This window comes from Cedecea sp. VD22, assembly GCF_037150195.1.
GTDB lineage: Bacteria > Pseudomonadota > Gammaproteobacteria > Enterobacterales > Enterobacteriaceae > Cedecea.
The window spans coordinates 154390-173599 of sequence record NZ_JBBCPX010000001.1 but is presented as its reverse complement, the minus strand read 5'-3'; the positions used below and the strand labels follow the sequence as shown (position 1 = coordinate 173599).

The 19210-nt window shown below is 52.1% G+C and carries 23 protein-coding genes; 13 read left to right on the top strand and 10 right to left on the bottom strand.

What is annotated here, in order from left to right; all coding sequences use genetic code 11:
• Nucleotides 1-211 precede the first annotated feature (211 nt).
• A complete protein-coding gene (locus WFK85_RS00910) occupies nucleotides 212-1825 on the bottom strand; it encodes an ABC-F family ATP-binding cassette domain-containing protein (protein ID WP_336707972.1) in 1614 nt (537 codons plus the stop codon).
• Nucleotides 1826-2195: 370 nt separating this feature from the next.
• Here WFK85_RS00910 and WFK85_RS00905 point away from each other — a divergent pair, with 370 nt between their 5' ends.
• Nucleotides 2196-2399, top strand: a complete 204-nt coding sequence (locus WFK85_RS00905) for a DUF6434 domain-containing protein (RefSeq protein WP_166994060.1) — start codon at nucleotides 2196-2198, stop codon at nucleotides 2397-2399.
• 78 nt (nucleotides 2400-2477) lie between these two features.
• On the opposite strand, the gene WFK85_RS00900 is transcribed toward WFK85_RS00905, so the two are convergent.
• Nucleotides 2478-3686, bottom strand: a complete 1209-nt coding sequence (locus tag WFK85_RS00900; protein WP_166993932.1) for an MFS transporter — start codon at nucleotides 3684-3686, stop codon at nucleotides 2478-2480.
• A 102-nt stretch (nucleotides 3687-3788) separates the two neighbouring features.
• Here WFK85_RS00900 and WFK85_RS00895 point away from each other — a divergent pair, with 102 nt between their 5' ends.
• Nucleotides 3789-4697 (top strand): LysR family transcriptional regulator, encoded by a 909-nt coding sequence (locus WFK85_RS00895; RefSeq protein WP_336707975.1) that lies wholly within the window; start codon nucleotides 3789-3791, stop codon nucleotides 4695-4697.
• Between the two features lie 150 nt (nucleotides 4698-4847).
• On the opposite strand, the gene WFK85_RS00890 is transcribed toward WFK85_RS00895, so the two are convergent.
• Nucleotides 4848-5732, bottom strand: coding sequence for a GGDEF domain-containing protein (locus WFK85_RS00890; protein ID WP_008456730.1), 885 nt, complete (start codon nucleotides 5730-5732; stop codon nucleotides 4848-4850).
• A 224-nt stretch (nucleotides 5733-5956) separates the two neighbouring features.
• Nucleotides 5957-6178 carry a DUF7661 family protein gene (locus WFK85_RS00885; RefSeq protein WP_166993936.1) on the bottom strand — a complete coding sequence of 74 codons (222 nt, stop codon included), beginning with the start codon at nucleotides 6176-6178 and terminating at the stop codon, nucleotides 5957-5959.
• 252 nt (nucleotides 6179-6430) lie between these two features.
• Between WFK85_RS00885 and WFK85_RS00880 the strand changes: the two genes are divergently transcribed.
• The 7 genes from WFK85_RS00880 (at nucleotide 6431) to WFK85_RS00850 (ending at nucleotide 10444) form a co-directional block, all read left to right on the top strand.
• Nucleotides 6431-6628: a hypothetical protein gene (locus tag WFK85_RS00880; RefSeq protein WP_008456727.1), complete on the top strand. Its 198-nt coding sequence runs from the start codon at nucleotides 6431-6433 to the stop codon at nucleotides 6626-6628.
• Nucleotides 6629-6769: 141 nt separating this feature from the next.
• The gene (locus WFK85_RS00875; RefSeq protein ID WP_008456726.1) at nucleotides 6770-7042 is read left to right on the top strand and encodes a hypothetical protein; all 273 of its coding nucleotides are present in this window, start codon (nucleotides 6770-6772) and stop codon (nucleotides 7040-7042) included.
• Between the two features lie 293 nt (nucleotides 7043-7335).
• A complete protein-coding gene (locus WFK85_RS00870; protein WP_336707979.1) occupies nucleotides 7336-7767 on the top strand; it encodes an ASCH domain-containing protein in 432 nt (143 codons plus the stop codon).
• Nucleotides 7768-7866: 99 nt separating this feature from the next.
• The gene (gene fumD / locus WFK85_RS00865; protein WP_008456724.1) at nucleotides 7867-8082 is read left to right on the top strand and encodes a fumarate hydratase FumD; all 216 of its coding nucleotides are present in this window, start codon (nucleotides 7867-7869) and stop codon (nucleotides 8080-8082) included.
• A gap of 40 nt (nucleotides 8083-8122) precedes the next feature.
• On the top strand, nucleotides 8123-8476 hold the full coding sequence (locus WFK85_RS00860; protein WP_205246474.1) for a DUF1304 family protein: 354 nt from the start codon (nucleotides 8123-8125) through the stop codon (nucleotides 8474-8476).
• Between the two features lie 338 nt (nucleotides 8477-8814).
• Entirely contained in the window at nucleotides 8815-8973 is a 159-nt protein-coding gene (locus WFK85_RS00855; RefSeq protein ID WP_008456722.1) for a YqaE/Pmp3 family membrane protein, read from the top strand.
• 361 nt (nucleotides 8974-9334) lie between these two features.
• Complete coding sequence (locus tag WFK85_RS00850; protein WP_008456721.1) at nucleotides 9335-10444, top strand: SDR family oxidoreductase; 1110 nt, start codon at nucleotides 9335-9337, stop codon at nucleotides 10442-10444.
• Between the two features lie 80 nt (nucleotides 10445-10524).
• Here the strand turns inward: WFK85_RS00850 and WFK85_RS00845 are convergent, their stop codons facing one another.
• A complete protein-coding gene (locus tag WFK85_RS00845; RefSeq protein WP_336707983.1) occupies nucleotides 10525-11373 on the bottom strand; it encodes a Vmh family MBL fold metallo-hydrolase in 849 nt (282 codons plus the stop codon).
• Between the two features lie 132 nt (nucleotides 11374-11505).
• Between WFK85_RS00845 and WFK85_RS00840 the strand changes: the two genes are divergently transcribed.
• Complete coding sequence (locus tag WFK85_RS00840; RefSeq protein WP_008456717.1) at nucleotides 11506-12384, top strand: LysR family transcriptional regulator; 879 nt, start codon at nucleotides 11506-11508, stop codon at nucleotides 12382-12384.
• 93 nt (nucleotides 12385-12477) lie between these two features.
• Nucleotides 12478-12783: a hypothetical protein gene (locus tag WFK85_RS00835; protein ID WP_008456716.1), complete on the top strand. Its 306-nt coding sequence runs from the start codon at nucleotides 12478-12480 to the stop codon at nucleotides 12781-12783.
• Here WFK85_RS00835 and WFK85_RS00830 read toward each other — a convergent pair.
• Nucleotides 12777-13130, bottom strand: a complete 354-nt coding sequence (locus WFK85_RS00830) for a DUF488 domain-containing protein (RefSeq protein ID WP_336707984.1) — start codon at nucleotides 13128-13130, stop codon at nucleotides 12777-12779. The genes WFK85_RS00835 and WFK85_RS00830 overlap by 7 nt on opposite strands.
• The gene (locus WFK85_RS00825; RefSeq protein WP_166993944.1) at nucleotides 13127-13630 is read right to left on the bottom strand and encodes a 2-thiouracil desulfurase family protein; all 504 of its coding nucleotides are present in this window, start codon (nucleotides 13628-13630) and stop codon (nucleotides 13127-13129) included. The genes WFK85_RS00830 and WFK85_RS00825 overlap by 4 nt, the downstream gene beginning before the upstream one ends.
• Nucleotides 13631-13792: 162 nt before the next feature.
• Here WFK85_RS00825 and WFK85_RS00820 point away from each other — a divergent pair, with 162 nt between their 5' ends.
• Nucleotides 13793-14500, top strand: coding sequence for a CTP synthase C-terminal region-related (seleno)protein (locus tag WFK85_RS00820; RefSeq protein WP_336707986.1), 708 nt, complete (start codon nucleotides 13793-13795; stop codon nucleotides 14498-14500).
• Nucleotides 14501-14727: 227 nt separating this feature from the next.
• Here the strand turns inward: WFK85_RS00820 and WFK85_RS00815 are convergent, their stop codons facing one another.
• Together WFK85_RS00815 and WFK85_RS00810 are read right to left on the bottom strand one after the other, a co-directional pair.
• Nucleotides 14728-15468, bottom strand: a complete 741-nt coding sequence (locus WFK85_RS00815; RefSeq protein WP_336707988.1) for a class I SAM-dependent methyltransferase — start codon at nucleotides 15466-15468, stop codon at nucleotides 14728-14730.
• A gap of 22 nt (nucleotides 15469-15490) precedes the next feature.
• Nucleotides 15491-16693, bottom strand: a complete 1203-nt coding sequence (locus WFK85_RS00810) for a CynX/NimT family MFS transporter (RefSeq protein ID WP_336707990.1) — start codon at nucleotides 16691-16693, stop codon at nucleotides 15491-15493.
• Nucleotides 16694-16791: 98 nt separating this feature from the next.
• Here WFK85_RS00810 and WFK85_RS00805 point away from each other — a divergent pair, with 98 nt between their 5' ends.
• A complete protein-coding gene (locus WFK85_RS00805) occupies nucleotides 16792-17592 on the top strand; it encodes an AraC family transcriptional regulator (RefSeq protein WP_336707992.1) in 801 nt (266 codons plus the stop codon).
• On the opposite strand, the gene WFK85_RS00800 is transcribed toward WFK85_RS00805, so the two are convergent.
• Nucleotides 17582-19117 carry a methyl-accepting chemotaxis protein gene (locus WFK85_RS00800; RefSeq protein WP_336707993.1) on the bottom strand — a complete coding sequence of 512 codons (1536 nt, stop codon included), beginning with the start codon at nucleotides 19115-19117 and terminating at the stop codon, nucleotides 17582-17584. The genes WFK85_RS00805 and WFK85_RS00800 overlap by 11 nt on opposite strands.
• Nucleotides 19118-19210: the final 93 nt, after the last annotated feature.

Below are 19210 nucleotides of genomic sequence, written 5' to 3'. Positions count from 1 at the left end.
ACACTAGATTATGATTGTAACATGTTACAATCACTTGATGTTATCAGTATAAAACTAATGTCTGCTCCTCGCTCACACCGGACCTTCAGCTTCATTGGCTCGTCCGCCAAGTGCCAGGAGTAGATATTGCTCACTTTTGCTTATGCGGCCTAAATCGGTATGTCACTAGATTCTGTTTGAAATTGCATGAGCCATAAGATCATTCAACCTGCTAACAGGGGGATAATTCCCAACCCTTATCTCCCGCAACCAGCCAGTGTGTTAGCTCAATCTGGCTGAGAAACACCTCATCGTGTGACACCACCATCAGGGTGCCCTGATACTGATTGAGGAAAGATTCCAGCGTATGCAGGGATACAATATCCAGATGATTACTCGGTTCATCGAGCAATAAAAAGCTGGCGGGCGAGTCAGCATAAATTAGCATTGCCAGCGCAGCTTTGAGTTGTTCCCCGCCGCTAAGTTCGCCGCAGGGTAATGACACACGAGATGCATCCAGTCCAAGCTGGGCAAGTTGCATACGCAGTTGGGATTCCCCCACCTGAGAATTCACCGCCAGAAGTTGCTCAAGTGCCGTTTTTTGCCGATCCAGAATGGACATCTGCTGGTCAAGATAAGCCGCTTTAGCCCAGACCTCACGATGACCAGACACCGGCGGCAACAGACACGCTAAGGTTTTTAATAATGTTGATTTACCGCATCCGTTGGAACCGACAACACCGATCCGTTGCCCGCCGTTAATGGTCAGCGTTATCTCGCGAAAAGAAGCAGGAACAAAAGGTAATACGACCTCGTCAAGGGTGGCGACCTTCTGCGGTAATGCCCCGAATGTAGAGGTGATGTGCATGGCGATGTGCGTAGATACCTCAATTTGCTTTATGGCTTGCTGCACCTGCTGGCTGAGCAACGCCCACGCTTGGGTTTGCTGCTTTATCCGTTTTCCTGCTGAAGTCTCACTCCGGCCTTTTTGACGGCCCAGCAATATTTTTGCCTGATTCGCATTCTTACCCTGCCGGGTACCCCGGGATCCGCGTTTTTCAAGTCGTTCGCGTTGTTCACGCAGCGCCTGCTCTTCGCGCTTACGCTCGGTTTTGAGGCGCACCAGGTTTTGCGTGGCGGAGGCAGTCTCCTGCGCTTTCATTTGCTGGTAAAAATCATAGTTGCCGCCGTAGCTGCGTAAACCGAGCGACGATAGTTCGACCATTCGCTCCATCTGCTGCAGCAACGTCCGGTCATGACTGATGAGTAAAAGACCACGGGGCCATTGGTGCAACTGCCGCATCAGCGTCAGTCGGCTGGCGGCATCCAGATGGTTGGTAGGCTCATCAAGGATAAGAAAATCTGCCTCAGATAGCATCGCGCCGATCAGTGCTACCCGCATGGCTTCTCCGCCACTCAGCTGATTGACCGCTGAACCCGGCGAAAGGTAACCCAATCCCGCGGACTCTAACTGCGCCTGCAGCCGCTGGCGAAGGTCCCAATTATCACCCACAAGGTCAAAATCAGCCGGGTCGGTGCTGCCTGCTTCAATGCGATCCAGCGCGGCTAACTGGCTGTCGACTCCCGCAAGCATCGCCACGCTATGATAATGGTGCGGTGTCAGATGCTGCGCCAGATATCTGACACGACCTGAGCAACTACACTGGCCGGAAGTCGGCGCCACCTGGCCTGAAAGAATTTTAGCCAGCAGGCTTTTACCCACGCCATTTCTACCGACCAGAGCAGTATGTCGGTGGTCAAATTGTTCAGTGAGATCTGAGAAAAGGCGTTTGCCATCAGGCAATACAAATGAAACGCGATCGAGCGTAAGAATAGAATTCGTCATGCGATAATCCTGAAATTAATGCACCAAAACAGCCCCGAGGGAAACTGCATAAAGGCCGTCAAAGATGACGGTGGGCATTAATTGCGCATTGGACGAATACCTCTAAAGAGACGTGAAAGTGGGCCGATTATAAAATTGCCAATTTCTGTCTGTCAAATGACATCCAGCGACCAGACCACGGTATTAGATACAACGGGCAGGGAGCAATGTCGGTTTGTTAAACCTGACACCACAGATGGAGATGCCGTGGATGTTCATTATGTTGACGCCTCTTACGAGGCCCGGTGCATCTCTGGCGCAGCATTTAAGCGCCAATGTGCTAAGTTTAACGCCACTATCGGCTGCTTATTACAGGAGTAAATAAGTCAACATCGACTGGCACAGTGCGGTATTAACACGCTCGACTGTAGTGGATAAAAACTACAAAAATACACAAAACGTTCGCCGTTTCATGATCGGTGAGTGTGGGCCGCATTTTCGGTTTGATCGTGAATTTATGGCATGGATACGAAATGGCATGCCCAAAAATTTGGGTGATGTCGTTGATGAGTGGAGGCGCAGACATTCATTCTAGAGAAGGAACGCCCGCGTTTCACATTGCGGAGTCCGTCTGGTTCACGCCCGTCCGCATCGCAAACAATCAGCCGCTAATCTAATCACTCATAAGGCGCTCAGCCTGAATCGTCCGTTTATCCAGTTTCTTTTGCAGAATAATAACGAGAATTGGAAACCCTGATGCGGAAATGGCACATAGCACCAGCAACATATTAATATTCTGGGGCGCTATTTCATCAGTGGGTAAGAGAAAGGCTGACAGGAAAAATGCGGCAGTAGTCATCAGATACATGATTGATGTCTGCAGGGATGCGAATCCCGCCCGTTGCCCGTTATCTGGAAACTGAATGGTAAGCGCCGAGGATGAAACCAGGCGGCTGTATGATGCCCCGAGAAATAAAATAATAAATAACGCCGAATGCGGATAGCCCAGAGCGGGAATTAGCAAACTCAGTATAAAAATGAGGGTTGCGCCAGTAGCCAGACTCGAAGCAGAAAAACGAGAAGTTAATGCGCCAGTCATTTTGCTAGACAGGTACCCGGCAATGCCTCCGGCGAAGAACAGCCAGGACAACTGCTCCAGTGAAGCACCCAACAGCCGGGTCATTAATGGCACCAGAACCGGGATGACCAGCATCGGGCTAAACTGCACCAGCGCATTACCCGAAGCGAACAGGAGAGTATTTCTATCGAGAGGGAGAGCGGGGGGCGTGTCGCAGCAGACCTGATCCCGAGGGATAAAGGAGACAATAAGTGGCAAGGCTAATAAACACAGGGTACTGATTAACCACAAAGCGGGATGCCAGCCATAATGAGTACACAGAAATAATATCGTGGGCATGCCTGCAATGCTTACTACCGAATATGAAGCAATCACCGTTGCCAGCATTTTTCCGCGCAAGTTAGCCGGGGCGTGATTGATCAATATGCTAATCCCCACTCCCATTGTCGTCCCTCCCACCAGGCCCGCACAGAATCGCAATGCCAGCAGAAGGTTAAAACTGGCGGTGAACGTAGTCAAAAACGTCAGCAGGCCCAGCAGCGCCATATTGGCGATTAAAAAACGTTTCTTGTTGAAACGGCCGATCCAGTAAAAGGCAATAATGCCCGACAGGACGGCCCCGAACGTATACATCCCGGAAACATAGCCGGAGAATGAGACGGGAACAGAGAAATCAGCAGCCATAAAAGCAAAAACAGGGTTGAACATCATGTATTCCAGCGCGTTAGTGAACTGGATAAAAGCCATGATAAGCGCTATCCGCATAAGGGATTTATCGTTAAATGTCTGTGTAACCGGTGGCATAGCAGGCACCTGTGAGTGAAAGATGCCTGAGTTTAACGGCTATCAATACTGGTGATTAGGTGGTAAAAATGGCACTTATTATTATCATTTATGGGATAGTTGATGCGTCCGGCGCTTGATTTTAATACCCTGAAAGTGTTCATTGCCGTGGTTGAAAAAGAAAGTTTTGTTGGGGCATCAAAAGTGCTTGAGATGCCGACATCCAACGTGAGCCGCTGTATCTCTCAGTTAGAAGACAAACTGAATATGCAGCTCATTGAGCGCAGCACCCGGCATATGAAACTCACTCAGGCGGGACATTTGCTTTATACCCGAGCGAAGCCCTTAGTGGAGGCGCTCGAGCAAACTGAGACAGAATTAACTTTGCGGCAAGTGCAACTCAAAGGCCCATTGCGCCTGTGTATTCCTAATGAACTGGGGCCTGCATTGCTCGGGTCTGTTATTGCCGATTTCGCCTGCCGACACCCGGACCTGGAAATCAGCTGTGTCACAAATTTGTCCGGGTTGGAATCCCTGCGCGACGATCTGGATTTAGCTATCATTGTTAGCCGCGGCAAGTTGGATGACAGTGACTACATTGCCCGCCACCTGTTGACTATCCCTTGTACGGTTGTTGCAGCCCCGGCCCTCATTCAGCGCTATGGTACGCCCGAACGCATACAGCAATTTGAAGAATTACCCTGTATTACAACGGTCAGTGCGCTGAAAGGCGCGCCCTGGCAGTTCGTCAATAAAAAGGGAGGATTCGAGACTATCAAGGTGAAAGGTTATTATCGGGTCAACAGCGGAGAGATGGCAGGGCGAGCGGCGGTAGCAGGTGTCGGGTTTGCCATTCTGGCGAAGCAAGCCTGCCAGCCATGGATTGACGACGGCCGGTTAATCGAAATTGAGTTCGAACACTCGGCAGCTCCATTACAGCTGTTCGCCCTTTATTCCGATCGGCGCTATTTGCCCGGTAAAATAAGAGCGCTGATTGATTTTATGCATCAGGAATTGAATCATATAAGTTAAGCTTGAAAAGCCGCAGGAATCAATGAGCCTCTAAACACATAATCTCTCTTTCTCGTTCATAGCTGCAGCGTATTCTCAATACTGTTGTCGGATCGACTATTTGATAACGTTTTCATGGTTTGCCAGAAAATTTCTGCGACTTGTGGCTCATTATGCATAAACTATACGATCTCTGCCGCTTCTCTTGGCCCTATATAATGCTTTATCCGCTGCGGCCAGAGCATACGATGAAGAGCTGTTCATCTGTTTAACGGCAGCACCAATGCTGAGAGTTATAGTCTCTCCGTTACCATCTTTGCATGAAACTGAGTCTTTTATTTCATTGATAACGGCTTCAGCAGCCATGTTATTAAAAATAATTACAGCAAATTCCTCGCCGCCTGATCGTGAGATGAATATATCCTTTGAGAGGAAGTGACTCAGCTGTAAGCCGATATTTTTAAGCGTTATGTCGCCAAAATCATGCCCGTAAGAATCATTTATTTTTTTGAAGTGATCAATGTCGATAATACACAGTGTGCCATATTTAGCATCAAGCTCCCTTAGCTTCATATTAAGATGTCTTCTATTGGGTAATCCTGTAAGTTCGTCAGTTAATGAAAGATCTATCGCAGCTTTATAATTATTATTAATATACTTAATAAATCTCTTGAAGGAAAGAACAATAATAAACATGGCTGGTGCATAAAGCACTGCTGCTATTAAAGAGGTCGTATCGCGATCTAAAATTTCCACTCCACCAGTCAGCGAGGCTAAGCTTGAGTTTAAAAGAAGGAATAACGCAATTCTGAACGACGCTATGTATTTTTCTTCTGATTTAATATGAAAGGATTTTCTGATGAACCATGTTAGCAGGGAAATGGTGCAAGCATTGATAAAGAAATAAAAGTTAAGTCTGCTGACGCTACCCATTGTCAATGTTAAAATCAGGATTATTGCTGTCGCACCGCAGACATAAGCGGTAATCATTCTGTAAAGCAGTCCTTGAGCTGACTCTGCCTCCTCAATAAGTTTGTCATGTATTTTAAAATTCATTTGAAGACCTTAACCGCATGCATAACTCGGAGTGTTATTTAATCACATTACCAGTAGGTTGTTAATCATCTTTGGCAAAGACAAATAGTTAGAAATATTGCTGTTTAGCCGAAGTTTAAGGATTATGTTATTTTTCTGTTATGTTGGGCTGGAAACAAGCGAGTATTTATATAATTTTTTCTTCGGCTTGTGTTCCGGCTAAATGTATCCTTCCTGGACCAATTTCAGCTATCTGTACGCCGCACATCCGGATGCTTTTCACTCGCCGCTTCATGGTAAATATCTCCGAGCCAGCCGGGGAGTTCATCTTCCGTTAGCCATCCCGGGATAACCACATCATAAATCCGGGAATATTTGCCCTCGTTAGGATCAACGCGATAAAGCAGCCATTGTTCACTGACTTTCTTTACGCCCAAACGTCTACCAAAGACATCAAAGTGCAGCATACTTTCCCCTGGCGTGCCCCTATATTTATTAATGATAATCGCTACCGGGCCTGTTGAACAGGCCAGTATTTAGGGGGCATTTTTCCTCTTGTAAAATTCAGACATAAAAAATCCGCGAAATGTTACGGAGTTGTATCAATGAGTTATTTGCCGACGTCGCAAAAGGGCGGGGGATTAGGAAAAGATCCCAGTTTTGTCTGAGCTCTCTTGTGCTAGTTTAGAAAGACAGGGAATTTCATTTATGGAGTGAGTATGGACAAGGACAAGCACGTCTCCGAGGAGCTTCATCCTGAAACGTTGCAGGTGATCGGGGCGGCTGTCGTGCAACTGCTGGCGCGTAAAGAGGCGCTATCGCGGGAGTCGATAGCTGACATGATACATAAGCTGTATGCCAGTGGCCTGGATGACGTAGCGGTGCAGAGGGCGGTTGATGTCCTGATCCTGGGGTAAACGTGTGTTTAGGGCCCTCTATTAGTACGCTATTTTTATACTGCTTTGGCTAATAATCTTCAGTTTTAAACTGATTGTCTTCAAGTGACATGAAGATGTTAAAATTGCAGTTGATTATCATTATCATAAAAGGGATTATTTATGAATAAGACGCTTATCATCTGCGCTATGTTGTTAACCGCCCACGCCTATGCCGCGAACAAGCCTGCTTCGGAACTCGTCTGGACCGAGGCGGAACAAGACCCGGGCTGCTACGGGAATGTGTGTGTGAGTAACGAAGAAAAGAAACCTCAAAATATGTACGGCAAGCTTGATAAAGGTGACCAAAAGCTGCTGTCCGATCCTTATTCTAAATACGATCGCGATAACAGCAACAGTACCGCCCGGGCTGGCGTGACGTTTAAATGGGATTAAACTCGCTGTTAATTTAAAAAGTGAGAGCCAGATGGCTCTCACCGTTGAGTCACTTACCGACAATGCGCTGAAAAAAAGATACTGTGTGAACCCATCTTTATCATCAAACAGAAATATCTCCTGTTTTCCGTCACAGCTCTGGTAAATTACCCCGCCCACACCCGTTTTTCGATGATGCCCTGACGGGCCATTCCTTCAAATATATTGTTTAAAATGTAGCTAACACTGGGTTGATGATCCATTCTGATGGCTTCGCCTGTATTTCAATCCCAAAAGGAGAGGGAGAATACTTCATGTCTACGCGACTGACTGAATACCAGAAAAAATATCCCAATGCGCAGGTATGGGCATTTGGCGATTCGCCTGAGCTGGCCGACGAGCTGGTGGATTTAGTTTTGAAGGGCCGCAAAACAGCGACATGTTCTGCGGCATCTGCCTATGAGAATGGGGAAGAGGCTCCCGTACCCGGCGGATATAGCATTATTCTTAACGGTAGCGGTGACCCGGTTTGTGTTATCCAGACGCTGTCTTTAACGACTCTTAAATTTTCACAGGTCAGTGCAGAGCAGGCCCGTAAGGAGGGGGAAGGGGACTTAAGCCTCTCGTACTGGCGGCGAGAACATCAGATATTTTTTGAAAGAAATGGCGAATTTTCTGAAGAGATGCCCTTAATTTTTGAAGAGTTTATGCTGGTGGAACGCATCCCACAGGAAGAGAGCCCGTAACGTGAACTGTTCCAAAAAGCGTGAAAATTGTTTTGCTATTTTTAGTCGTCGATGGCGTTAAATGCTACTGTAAGATCAAACAGATAAGCCGGAGGCGAGATGGATAAAAAAGCTAAAGATGAAGCGCTGTACCAGGAGATGTGCCGCGTGGTGGGTAAGGTGGTGCTGGAGATGCGCGATCTTGGGCAGGAACCTAAACATATCGTGATTGCCGGGGTGGTCAGAACCATGCTGGCTAACCATAAAATCAAACGTTCCCCGCTGACCAGCGAAGCGATGGAACACGTGATCGAGGCGCTGGGCTATGAAGTGTAACCGGTGCCTGGCGACAAAATAACCCTTTCAGGAATTGCCTATGATTGCCAATATTCTTATCGGCCTGGTGGCCGTGATTCACCTTTATATTCTGGTGCTGGAAATGGTGCTTTGGGATAAACCGGCGGGGCGAAAGGCTTTTGGGTTGTCTTCTGAGTTTGCTCAACAGTCGAAAACTCTGGCGGCCAATCAGGGGTTGTACAACGGTTTTTTAGCAGCGGGATTGCTTTATGGACTCCTGGCGGCGAGCAGCGGCTATGAATTTAAACTGTTTTTCCTTATTTGCGTTCTGATTGCTGGTTTATTTGGTGGTTTAACAGCCAGTAAAAAAATACTTTACGTGCAGGCAGCGCCTGCGGCATTGGCATTGATTGCATTATTCGCAGGAATATAATCGAAAAAACCCGGCAAACGCCGGGTCACCATAAGGCTATCATCATTAATATAATTGGTGATCGACCGGATCGTTTTTTGAGTGGTTCCGGCCCCTCCAGTGGAGGAGAAATATAGGCATATTTCGATAGCGGAATGAGGGTTCATCAAGCTACCGAAGGCAAGAAATTATCCTGAGTTGTTATGGTTGGCAAGTGCCGCATGATATTTTTTTCAACATTGAGTTATGAAACTAAATTTTCCAGAATTATCACTCTGAACAAACCTCTGAGATTCGTCTACGCTTTAAGGGCAAGGTGTTTTTTTAGTATGGACTAATCTAATTTATCAGGAGTTTATATGGGGTTTTGGCGCGTTGTTTTCACAATTATCCTGCCACCGTTGGGTGTGCTTATCGGCAAAGGTTTTGGCTGGGCCTTCATCCTCAATATCATCCTCACCCTGCTGGGCTACTTCCCCGGCCTGATTCACGCGTTCTGGGTTCAGACCCGGGATTGACCTGTTGGGCCATTGCTGCGACGCCTGCGCCCGAGAAAAAATGACTGCTTTGGCAACTCACCTCCAGCCCACTGTTGTGGGCTTTTTATTTCCTGTAAATTAAAAAGAGTTCCTGATTACCCAGAAATAACGGTTCTGTTTATCGTTTATTAAGGTTTTCTTAATATTACCGACATCAATAAATAGTCAAAATAATTGCGCCTGAAATTAATTTTTTATTTTTATTTTTCTTTTAAAACAAGGATGTACAAACCGTTACACGAAAGTACTGGGCATTATGTAAAGGTAATCCGCTTTATTGAGGAAACGTTTATTTTTGCCATTTTACTATGCTCGTGTTTTCACTCCTGAGGTTATAATAATGAGTCAACTTTTGATTACCGGTGCGACAGGTTTCCTGGGCGGCGCGGTTTTAGCCCGATCCCTCTCTGAATCTTCTTTCAATACCGTATTACTATTGGTACGAGCGAACTCTCCTCAGGAGGGCGTGGCCAGAATCAGAAATAACCTTGCTAATTTTGGCTGTACTGAAGCACAGCTGGCACAAATTAACCCGGAAAATATATTGCTGGGTGACTTAGCCGAGCCTGAACATTTTCTGGATGATGAAAGACTGTCCAGCGTCACGCACGTTATTAACTGCGCCGCGGTGGCGTCGTTTGGCGAGAATGCGCTGATCTGGAAAGTTAACGTGGAAGGCACGCTGCAGTTTGCTCGCCGCATGTCCCAGGTGAAGGGCCTGCAGCGTTTCCTGCACGTCGGCACCGCAATGTCCTGTGTACCGGATGCGGGCACGCTGGTCACGGAAAGCATGTCGAGCAAGCCGGAAGAAGAGCACCTGGTGCAGTACACCTGGTCTAAGTCCACCATCGAACGCATGATGTCCGAGCAGTTCCCGCAGCTGCCGCTGGTTATCGCTCGTCCATCCATCGTGGTGGGCCACAGCGAGCAGGGCTGCCGCCCGTCCAGCAGCATCTTCTGGGTCTTCCGCATGGTGCTGATGCTCGGGAAATTTATGTGCTCCCTGGATGACAAAATCGACGTTATTCCGGTGGACTATTGCGCAGAAGCGCTGCTGCTGCTGGCGAAGAGCGACTCGCTGAAAGAAAAGATCTACCACATCTCCGCCGGGGACGTGAGCAGCATCCGCTTTGCTGACATCGATGAAGCGATGTCCAGCGCGCTGAACCAGACGCCGATCTTCTCCAATTACGAGCAGGTGGATTACAGCGAGCTGGTGAAAAGCCGCAGAAGCTTCAAATCCATTTACGGGCCGTGCAATGAGCGCTTAATGCTGCGAGCGATGCGTCTGTACGGGGAGTTCTCTATGCTGAACGTGCGTTTCTCTAACGAGAAGCTGCTGGATTTAGGCATGTCTCCGCCGCCGCGCTTTGTGGATTACATCAGCCGTTGCGTGGAAACCACCCGGGATTATTCTATTCCCGAGCTGATGAAGGTCGACTTCAAATAATAAAAAGGGAGCGCAGGCTCCCTTTTTAGTTTGCTGATCGTAGTAAAGGGAGCTTTTGCTCCTTTTTTACGTTTAGCGAATCACCACTTCATTTCGCCGGTATTCACTTTGGCGCTCATCTCCAGCGAGCTTTCATCGGCCAGGCCCGGATATTTTTGCTTCATTTCCGCAATGACCGGGGCGCTTTTGCCTTTCTTCAGCGCCAGCTCAAAGTCGGCTAAATAGTCGCCGGTAAAGACCACCGGGGCCGCGCCTGGTTTGACTTCACCAATGTAGTGGCCCGGGATCACGCGTTTTGGCTTCAGGGCCGCCATTTCATCCAGCACATCGCGCCATTCCTGACGGGCAGCTTTTGTCTGGGAATCGGCGGTCCAGACGTGAATACCGGAGCTGACACCTACGCCGCCAAGAATCGTTTTGTTGGCCGGGATCCACAGATATGCAGCGTGAGAAGCGGGCTGGCGCAGCTCAATTTTTTCACCGTCGACGGTGAAGGTTGTCTCGTGCGTCACCTGCGGCACGAAGACTTCTTTTGGCGCGCCATCTTTCAGGATTGGGCCCCAGTATTTGAGCTTCTCTGCTTTGGTTTGGTTGATATGGTCGACGACCAGCGGCGTGGCTTCAATTTTTACCTGCGGGTACGCTTTAACAATGGGCTCCAGGCCAAAGTAATAATCCGGGTCACCGGCGGTGATAAGCACGCGGGTCAGCTTTTTGCCGCTGTGTTGAATCATTTTCACCAGCGCCTCGCCGTCTTTAACGCTGAACTGGGCATCAATCAACGTGGCTTCCGTTGGGCCGCTGATCAGCGTAGAGGTGACCGGGAAGACGCCTTTGTCCTGAGGGTTGTAGACGTCCAGCGTCAGCGGGGCGGCAAAGCTTGCCGTGGAGAACAAAAGGGTGGCCGCGGCCAGGGTCTGTGTCTTCATCTTTTTCTATCCTGATTAACTGAATCAATGTGCCCGTTTGGGAATGAGAAACAGTGTAAATTGCATTTTGTGAATCGTAATGGCCTTATTCAGGTAAGATAAGTTTCATAAATCGAACAGATGGGCGAAAGAATGGACAGAATCATTGCTGCAAAAGTCTATACCCGCATTTGTGAACTGGGCAGCCTGAGCGCCGCGGCGCGGGCGTTAAATATGTCCCGGCCGATGGTGAGCCGCTATCTGGAGCAAATGGAGCACTGGGCGGGAGAGCGGCTGTTGCATCGATCCTCCCGCAAACTGACGCTAACACCGACCGGTGAGCGGGTGCTGCAGCAAACCCGAGCGCTCAACGAGGTAGCGGAAAGTATTGCGGCGCAGAAGCAGCAGGATTTGCCTTCGGGGACTCTGCGGGTGGCCTGTTCCCAGTTTGGCGCCCGGTATTACATTGTGCCTTTCTTGTCTGACTTCCTGCGCGACTACCCGGACGTGAGGGTGGAGCTGCACGTCAGCAGCCAGGCGGTGAATATGATTGAGGAGCGTATCGATCTGGCTATTCGCATCACCAACGATCTCGATCCCAATATTATCGCCCGCCGCCTGGGGGAATGTGACTCCCGGCTTTATGCCTCGCCGTCCTACATTGAGCAAAGGGGGATGCCGCGCACGCCGGGCGATCTCGCGCACCACAATTGCCTGCAATATAGCTATTTCCTGCGCAACATCTGGCAAATGGTGGATGAAAACGGTGAGCCGCTGAACGTGGAGGTAAGCGGTAACTTCAGTGCCAATGACTCCGTGGTGCTGATGGATGCGGTCGCGGACGGCGTGGGGATTGCGATGCTGCCGGTTCAGGATGCTAAGCCGCGGTTCGAGAGCGGGGAGCTGGTCAAAGTGCTTGAAGCTTATCCGCCGCGATCGATGGGGATCTACGGTATCTATCGGAGCCGAAGCTACCTGCCCGCCGCGTTGAGGCTGTTCCTGGCGGCGCTGTCGGACAGGCTCGCAAAATAATTTAAGAAAAACCTTAGTTACGGGTAGCCATGCCGTTTACTTTTTGCGCCAGGAATGTTCTGATCTCGCGGCGAAAAAGTGAGGGGAGCAGCAATGTTTCAATTAAAACCGGGCAGCCTGGCGATGATCATCGGCGCTCGTACTGCCGCTGGGCGGGTGAATATTGGTAAAGCGGTAGAACTGTTCGGGCTGTGTCAGCCGGGGGAGCGCTTTGTTAATCCGGTGACAGGCGTGGTAACACAGCTTCCGCCGGAGGCAAACTATCCGCTTTGGCTGGTGACCGGCGAGGTTATCGCCTTTGATGGCCGCCAGGGCTACGCCTTCGTGCGTGCCGAGCATTTAATGCCGCTGGACAAAGATTTTTCCCCACAGGAAGACGAGCTCCATCTCAGCTATTGATCCCGGCAGTGACGTAAAAAGTCGGCCAGCACTAGCGCATGGTTCTGGTCGGTATTTTTTGCGCCATAGAGCAATGTCAGCGTGCCGTGTTCGCCGTGTCGGGCAAGCGCCTGGGCTGCGTCCTGATGTTGCCTAAGCTCTTGCCTGTAGAGCTTGCTGAAGGCGGCAAAGTCGATAGTTTCGCTGTGAAAGGCTTGGCGTAGCTCGTTCGAGGGCGCCAGTTCCTTCGGCCATTCATCGTAGTGCAGGTCGCTTTTTTTCATTCCTCTTGGCCACAGTCTGTCCACCAGCACGCGGTAGCCATCATCTTCAGCCGGGTCTTCATAGACGCGTTTACAGCGGATCATGCTCTCTCCTTATCGACGGCCTCAAGCCTGCTCAGCAAGAGTGGGACCTGATGGTCCGCAAAGACTTCGATGCCGTGCTGGCGCAACAGTGCTGCCGCGACGCCCTGACCCGGGATTGTTTTGCCTGCAAAGTGGCCATCGTAAATCTTCTGACTGCCGCAGGTCGGGCTGCCGTCAGTAAGAATAGCAAACAGGCAGTTATTCTCCCGGGCGGTTTGAAGCGCGAGCCAGGCGGCAAGAAGATAAGGTTCGGTGACGTCTGCGCCGTCGCTTTCCAGAATGGCGGCATGTCCGAGTAAAGCGGCTTCACCGCTGCCTCCACTAAGCTCTGCGGGGAGGCGAGGTGTTGGCAGCCCGGCGGCGAGTTCAGGACAGTGGATAACCAGGCGGCCTTCGGCCTGCAGTCGGGCGAGGGCTGCGCCAGTTTGTGATTTTTCGCGACCATCATAGCGGACCTGAAACCCCATCAGGCAGGCGCTAACCAGTATTTTTGCTTTCATTTTTTTCTTCGATGAAATGAACCCGATACGTTACTACATTGTTTGTCCGGGTGGAAAGCGGTGAAAGACTGCCAATTTTTGCGGTTGCCAGTGCAAAGCAAAACGCCTACTCTATCATTCCTTATGTTGTTCTCTTCCCTCAAACATAAGGCCAACCAAAGCATGTCAGACACACAGTTGAAATCCACTTTACGTATTGCGCTTGTCGGCGATTATAACCCGGCGGTGATTGCACACCAGGCCATTCCTCAGGCGTTAGATAATGCGGCCGCCGCGCTTGGCGTCAGCGCGGATTATGACTGGGTCTCCTCGCTGGAAGTGTCCAGCCCTGAAGATCTGGTGGGCTATGACGCCATCTGGTGCGTACCTTCCAGCCCTTATCTGAATGAAGATGCCGCTTACCTTGCCGTTCGCTTTGCGCGAGAAAACGGCGTGCCTTTCCTCGGTACCTGCGCCGGGTTCCAGTATGCGGTGGTGGAGTATGCGCGTAACGTGCTCGGCTGGGAAGATGCAGGCCATGCGGAAACCGCGAGCGAGGGGCGACTGGTAATTGGCCGCCTGAGCTGCTCGCTGGTGGAGGTTTCAGACAGCATCTCGCTGCTGGCAGACTCCATCGCCGGGCGAGCCTATGGCAAGACGGAAATTGAAGAGGGCTACCACTGCAACTACGGCATTGCGGAGCTGTTTGCCACCGCCCTTGCCGGTGAACCCCTGAAGCCGACCGGCTGGGATAAGCAGGGTGAGATTCGTGCGGTTGAACTTCAGGGGCATCCGTTCTTTGTGGCAACGCTGTTCCAGCACGAACGTAATGCGCTGAAAGGCAGACCATCCCCTTTGGTTGAGGCGTTCCTGGCCGCCGCGGAGAGATAAATTCGGGGTTTAGGGGCGCGGGTAACAGCCCTCACCCCGACCCTCTCCCAAAGGGAGAGGGAGAAAACATATGTCGGGGAAAGTGCTCCCAGGTAGCTTTATCTATTCCCTCTCCCTTTCAGGGAGAGGGTTAGGGTAAGAAAACAGAAGCGACATGCGGTTGAAGTCACCGTCGGATATAAAGCGATGCCCTGGCTCCTGCTTAAATCGCATCATAGACCTTATCTTTACCGAGGCTTAGTCGCCCGAAGAATCAAAAAGGCCGGACGGCGCATCTCTTTTGCCAGACGTGGATGCTGTGTCAGGGTTTCTGCCGTCGGTTTGGTTTCCAGCATTCGGGTGAGGGCGAAGCCGCTGTCGAGCAGGGTATTGACATAGGTTTCCGTGGTGCGGTGGTACTTTTGCACATCCTCCACGAACCAGCTGGTGTGGCGTAAGCCTTGCTGGTGATAGTGGTTCACCGGCCAGATAACCTCTTCTTTATAGGGTTGCCAGCCTACCGGGAAGGCGGTGCACATTGGGTGTTCCACGGAGAAGATAAATTGCCCGCCGGGTTTTAACGCAGCAAAGATAGCGTTGCTCAGGCGGGCGAAATCTTCGAGGTAGTGCAGCGCCAGCGACGAAATCGCCAGGTCCCAGGTTTCACCCTCCGGCGAGAATTGCTCCAGCGGTAAATTGTGGTAGCTGATGTTTCTGTCCTGGGTCGCGGCTCGCGCCTGGGCGAGCATCTTTTCCGAGATATCAAAACCCGTCACGCTTGCCGCCCCGTGGGCGCGGGCGAAGCGGGCAAAGTCGCCAAAGCCGCAGCCCAGGTCGAGGATCTTCAGGCCATCCAGCGCGGGCAGCAGGGAGTAAAGCTCGGGGATCTCCAGCAGCCCGTTAAGGCCAGAGTCCTGCTCCCGTAACTGACGGTAATTTTCAAAAAATACCGGGTCGTCGAAAATGTTCTGCGGTGCCGATGATGCCATTCGATCCTCCTTGGGGGTCTGTTCAGGCCACGGCTTTCTCCGCCGCGCCAATCTCTTTCTGGCGTCCAGCATAAGCCCCAAAGACGCCCATGACGACCGAAAGTAGCGCGCAACCTAATAAAGGGATCGCCCAGCTGCCGGTAATGTCATGAATCTTCCCCATCACCGGCGGGCCGAAGGCGGCCAGAAGATAGCCTACGCACTGAGCCATGCCGGACAGCGCCGCCGCCTGATGTGCGGAACCGGTGCGCATCCCAATGAAAGAGAGCCCCAGAATCATCGCCGCGCCGGAGCCAAAGCCGCCGAGCGACACCCAGAAGATGGAGAAGGCCGGCAGCAGCCACAGGCCGAGCGTCGCCAGACACCACAGCAGCGCCATCAGAGCGGCAATTCCGCGCTGGTCTTTCAGGCGGCTCAGGATCAGGCCGACAAACAATCCCGGAATGGCGGTGGCGAGCTGCAAAATACCGTGTATCGACCCGGCCTCGGCTTCGTTGTAGCCGTGGCTGATCAGAATGGAAGGCAGCCAGCCGATAATCACGTAATAGACCAGCGAGTTAATCCCCAGATACAGGGTGACCTGCCAGGCCAGCGGCGAAGACCAGATGCCGCGGCTGTGCAGCGCCGGGTTGCCGGACAGATTCATTACCGTGCTGCTGCCAAGCTGCGGCAGCCAGACAATCAGCGCCAGCAGCGGGAAGATCATCAGCGACAGCATGGCGCCGGACCAGCCGAAGCCGTGCAGGGCAATCGGCACCACCATCACCGAGCCCAGCGCGGCGGCCACGCCCATCGTGAGCGAGTAAGCACCGGTGAGTTTGGCGACCTGGCCGGGGAAGTCGCGCTTAAGCAGGCTGGGCAGCAGCACGTTGCCCATGGCGATCCCGCAGCCGATGATAGCCGTGCCGATATACAGCAGCGCGGCGTGGCCGGCGGAGCGCAAAGCAATCCCGGCGCAAATGATCAGCAACGCACCAAACAGGCTGCGCTCGGTACCAAAGCGGCGGGCGATCCCGGCGGCAAGCGGGGAAACAACCGCAAAGGCCAGCAGGGGCAGGGTGGTTAAAATCCCGATCTGCGCGGTGGACAGCGCAAGTGCATCGCGCACCATATCCAGCAGCGGTGCCGCGCCGGTAAAGGTGACGCGCAGGGTGGTGGCAATCATCAGAATGCCGAGCAGAAGCAGAGCGCGGCTCTTTTTGCTCGCTGAAGTCGTGGAAGTCATGTGTCTGAGTCCTGAAAAACGGTAAAACAAAGATACACGCTTCTGCCTTTTTACGAATCAAGCTAAAATGACAGATTATCGCTAAATTCGGACATGCTATGGAACGTGACCTGGATCTCGAAGGGTTTGACCCGGACAGCATCGTGACGCCCGCGCTGGCGTTTCGCATTCGCGCCGCGCAAACCTATAACGAAAAGCCCATCCACACCCATCGAAAAGGACAGCTGATCCTGGCGCTCCACGGCGGTATCACCAGCGAAGTCACCAACTCGATGTGGATGGTGCCGCCGCAGTATGCGGTTTGGGTGCCGGGGAAAATGCCACACAGCAACCGGGTGACGGCGGACGCGCGGCTCTGCTTTTTGTTTATTGAACCGGAGGCGGTCGCCATGCCGCAGGAATGCTGCACGCTGAAGATCTCGCCGCTGGTGCGGGAACTGATCCTGCGCCTGTCCAACGTTCCCCATGAATATCTCGAATGTGCGCCCATTCAACGGCTGGTGCAGGTGCTGTTTGATGAGCTGCCTAATCAGCCGGTGGAACAGCTCCAGCTACCGATCTCCTCACACCCCAAAATACGTGCGATGGCGGACAGCATGGCGAAAAACCTGAAGGAGAAGAAAACGCTGGCCCAGTGGGCGGACGACATGGCGATGAGCGAGCGTAATCTGGCCCGACTGGTGGGGAAAGAAACGGGGCTGAGTTTTCTGCGCTGGCGGCAGCAGATGCAGCTCATCGTGGCGCTGCGGTATTTGATAAGCGGGATGACCGTGCAAAACGTGGCGGAGTCGCTGGGGTACGACTCCACCACGGCGTTTATTACCATGTTTAAAAAGGCGCTCGGCACCACGCCAGGGCGTTATTTAAGCACCCTGGGCGGGGACGATTTTACAGACTAGCCAGCTTAAACTGGGACACGGCGGTATTCAGCTCATAGGTCTGCGCCAGCAGCGATTCGGCCGCCTCGGAGGCCTGATTCACCATCGCCGCGTTTTGCTGGGTGGTGACATCCATCTGGCTGATGGCCGTGCTGACCTGCTCAATGCCGCTGCTTTGCTCATCGCTGGCGTGGGTAATCTCCACCATCAGCGCAGCGACGCGCTTCACGTCCTGCACCACGGTGTTGATGGTCTTGCCCGCTTCGTTTACCAGTCTGCTGCCGCTGGCGACCTGATTCACCGAGTCTTCAATTAACTCTTTAATTTCTTTGGCCGCACTGGCGCTGCGCTGGGCCAGGCTGCGCACTTCGCCGGCAACAACCGCAAAACCGCGCCCCTGGTCACCGGCTCTGGCGGCTTCTACCGCCGCGTTCAGCGCCAGGATGTTGGTCTGGAAGGCGATGCTGTCGATAACGCCGATGATATCGGTGATTTTGTTGGCGGAGCTTGAAATGCCGTCCATGGTTTCCACGACCTGGGCCACTACCGCGCCGCCCTGTTCCGCGCTTCTCGAGGCGGTATTGGCCAACTGGCTGGCGCTTTGGGCATTCTCTGCGTTTTGCTTCACCGTGGCGGTCATCTCTTCCATCGACGACGCCGTTTGCTCCAGCGCGCTGGCCTGTTCTTCGGTGCGAGAAGCCAGGTCAATATTGCCGCTGGCAATCTCGCTGGAGCGGGTGGATATCTGGTTGCTGCTTTCGTGCACCAGATGGATGACCATGGTGAGCTGCTGGCACATGGTTTCCATCGCGGCCATGACGCTGCTTCTGTCGCCGTCGCGCACTTTCACTTCTCGGGTGAGATCTCCGCAGGCCACGGCGTTGGCAATCTCGGCCACTTCACTTGGCTCGCCACCCAGTGAGCGGAAAATCGTGCGGTGAACCCACCAGCCGACAACCAGCAGCAGCAACACGGCGGCACCGGAACCGATCAGCTGCCATTGCGTGGAGTTAATGCTGCTGTGTTGGGCTTTTTCTACCGCGTTATCGGCATACTCGGCGGAGGCTTTAACGAAGGATTCAATGCCTTTCTGGTGGGCGAAAAAGTCTTTATCGGCCGCTTTCAGCTTTTCAAACAGCGGCGTCGGGGCGCCCGAACGAATAAGCTCCACCAGGTCATTGGCATCTTTGATCATTGCCATCCCGGCCTGGTATTGTTCCCCGAGCAGATTCTGCTGCAGCTCAGGTGGCAGGGCGGCCTTCCAGTAATCAACGCGCTGGTGCCATTGCGCGCTGAGGCGCTTAATTTCGGCATCGGCCTGATCGACGCTCAGCGTGCCTTCCACCACGCGCGAAAGCACCAGCCGCAGTTCAATCAGGTAAATCGGTGCGGGCTTGATGTCAGACATCAAATCCTTTGCCAGCAGGCCGCTTTCGGTGCTTTGGGCGCTTCGGTGGCTGCCGTAGAGTGAAATGGCGGTAACCAGGGCGGACATCAAAATCGAACAGCAAATTAATAGCAACAAATTGTGAGCCAGTGATTTCATTTTGCCTCTCCTATTATTTGAAAAGCTTATCGGCCCAGGAGAAGGGAAACTTTTTCACCAGATCTGAAAGCTAGCGGGTGAGTCACAAATTTA

Coding starts and splice junctions, on each gene's coding strand:
- WFK85_RS00910 (WP_336707972.1), bottom strand. CDS start 1,825: ATGACGAATTCTATTCTTACGCTCGATCGCGTTTCATTTGTATTGCCT.
- WFK85_RS00900 (WP_166993932.1), bottom strand. CDS start 3,686: ATGCCACCGGTTACACAGACATTTAACGATAAATCCCTTATGCGGATA.
- WFK85_RS00895 (WP_336707975.1), top strand. CDS start 3,789: ATGCGTCCGGCGCTTGATTTTAATACCCTGAAAGTGTTCATTGCCGTG.
- WFK85_RS00890 (WP_008456730.1), bottom strand. CDS start 5,732: ATGAATTTTAAAATACATGACAAACTTATTGAGGAGGCAGAGTCAGCT.
- WFK85_RS00885 (WP_166993936.1), bottom strand. CDS start 6,178: ATGCTGCACTTTGATGTCTTTGGTAGACGTTTGGGCGTAAAGAAAGTC.
- WFK85_RS00880 (WP_008456727.1), top strand. CDS start 6,431: ATGGACAAGGACAAGCACGTCTCCGAGGAGCTTCATCCTGAAACGTTG.
- WFK85_RS00875 (WP_008456726.1), top strand. CDS start 6,770: ATGAATAAGACGCTTATCATCTGCGCTATGTTGTTAACCGCCCACGCC.
- WFK85_RS00870 (WP_336707979.1), top strand. CDS start 7,336: ATGTCTACGCGACTGACTGAATACCAGAAAAAATATCCCAATGCGCAG.
- fumD (WP_008456724.1), top strand. CDS start 7,867: ATGGATAAAAAAGCTAAAGATGAAGCGCTGTACCAGGAGATGTGCCGC.
- WFK85_RS00860 (WP_205246474.1), top strand. CDS start 8,123: ATGATTGCCAATATTCTTATCGGCCTGGTGGCCGTGATTCACCTTTAT.
- WFK85_RS00855 (WP_008456722.1), top strand. CDS start 8,815: ATGGGGTTTTGGCGCGTTGTTTTCACAATTATCCTGCCACCGTTGGGT.
- WFK85_RS00850 (WP_008456721.1), top strand. CDS start 9,335: ATGAGTCAACTTTTGATTACCGGTGCGACAGGTTTCCTGGGCGGCGCG.
- WFK85_RS00845 (WP_336707983.1), bottom strand. CDS start 11,373: ATGAAGACACAGACCCTGGCCGCGGCCACCCTTTTGTTCTCCACGGCA.
- WFK85_RS00840 (WP_008456717.1), top strand. CDS start 11,506: ATGGACAGAATCATTGCTGCAAAAGTCTATACCCGCATTTGTGAACTG.
- WFK85_RS00835 (WP_008456716.1), top strand. CDS start 12,478: ATGTTTCAATTAAAACCGGGCAGCCTGGCGATGATCATCGGCGCTCGT.
- WFK85_RS00830 (WP_336707984.1), bottom strand. CDS start 13,130: ATGATCCGCTGTAAACGCGTCTATGAAGACCCGGCTGAAGATGATGGC.
- WFK85_RS00825 (WP_166993944.1), bottom strand. CDS start 13,630: ATGAAAGCAAAAATACTGGTTAGCGCCTGCCTGATGGGGTTTCAGGTC.
- WFK85_RS00820 (WP_336707986.1), top strand. CDS start 13,793: ATGTCAGACACACAGTTGAAATCCACTTTACGTATTGCGCTTGTCGGC.
- WFK85_RS00815 (WP_336707988.1), bottom strand. CDS start 15,468: ATGGCATCATCGGCACCGCAGAACATTTTCGACGACCCGGTATTTTTT.
- WFK85_RS00810 (WP_336707990.1), bottom strand. CDS start 16,693: ATGACTTCCACGACTTCAGCGAGCAAAAAGAGCCGCGCTCTGCTTCTG.
- WFK85_RS00805 (WP_336707992.1), top strand. CDS start 16,792: ATGGAACGTGACCTGGATCTCGAAGGGTTTGACCCGGACAGCATCGTG.
- WFK85_RS00800 (WP_336707993.1), bottom strand. CDS start 19,117: ATGAAATCACTGGCTCACAATTTGTTGCTATTAATTTGCTGTTCGATT.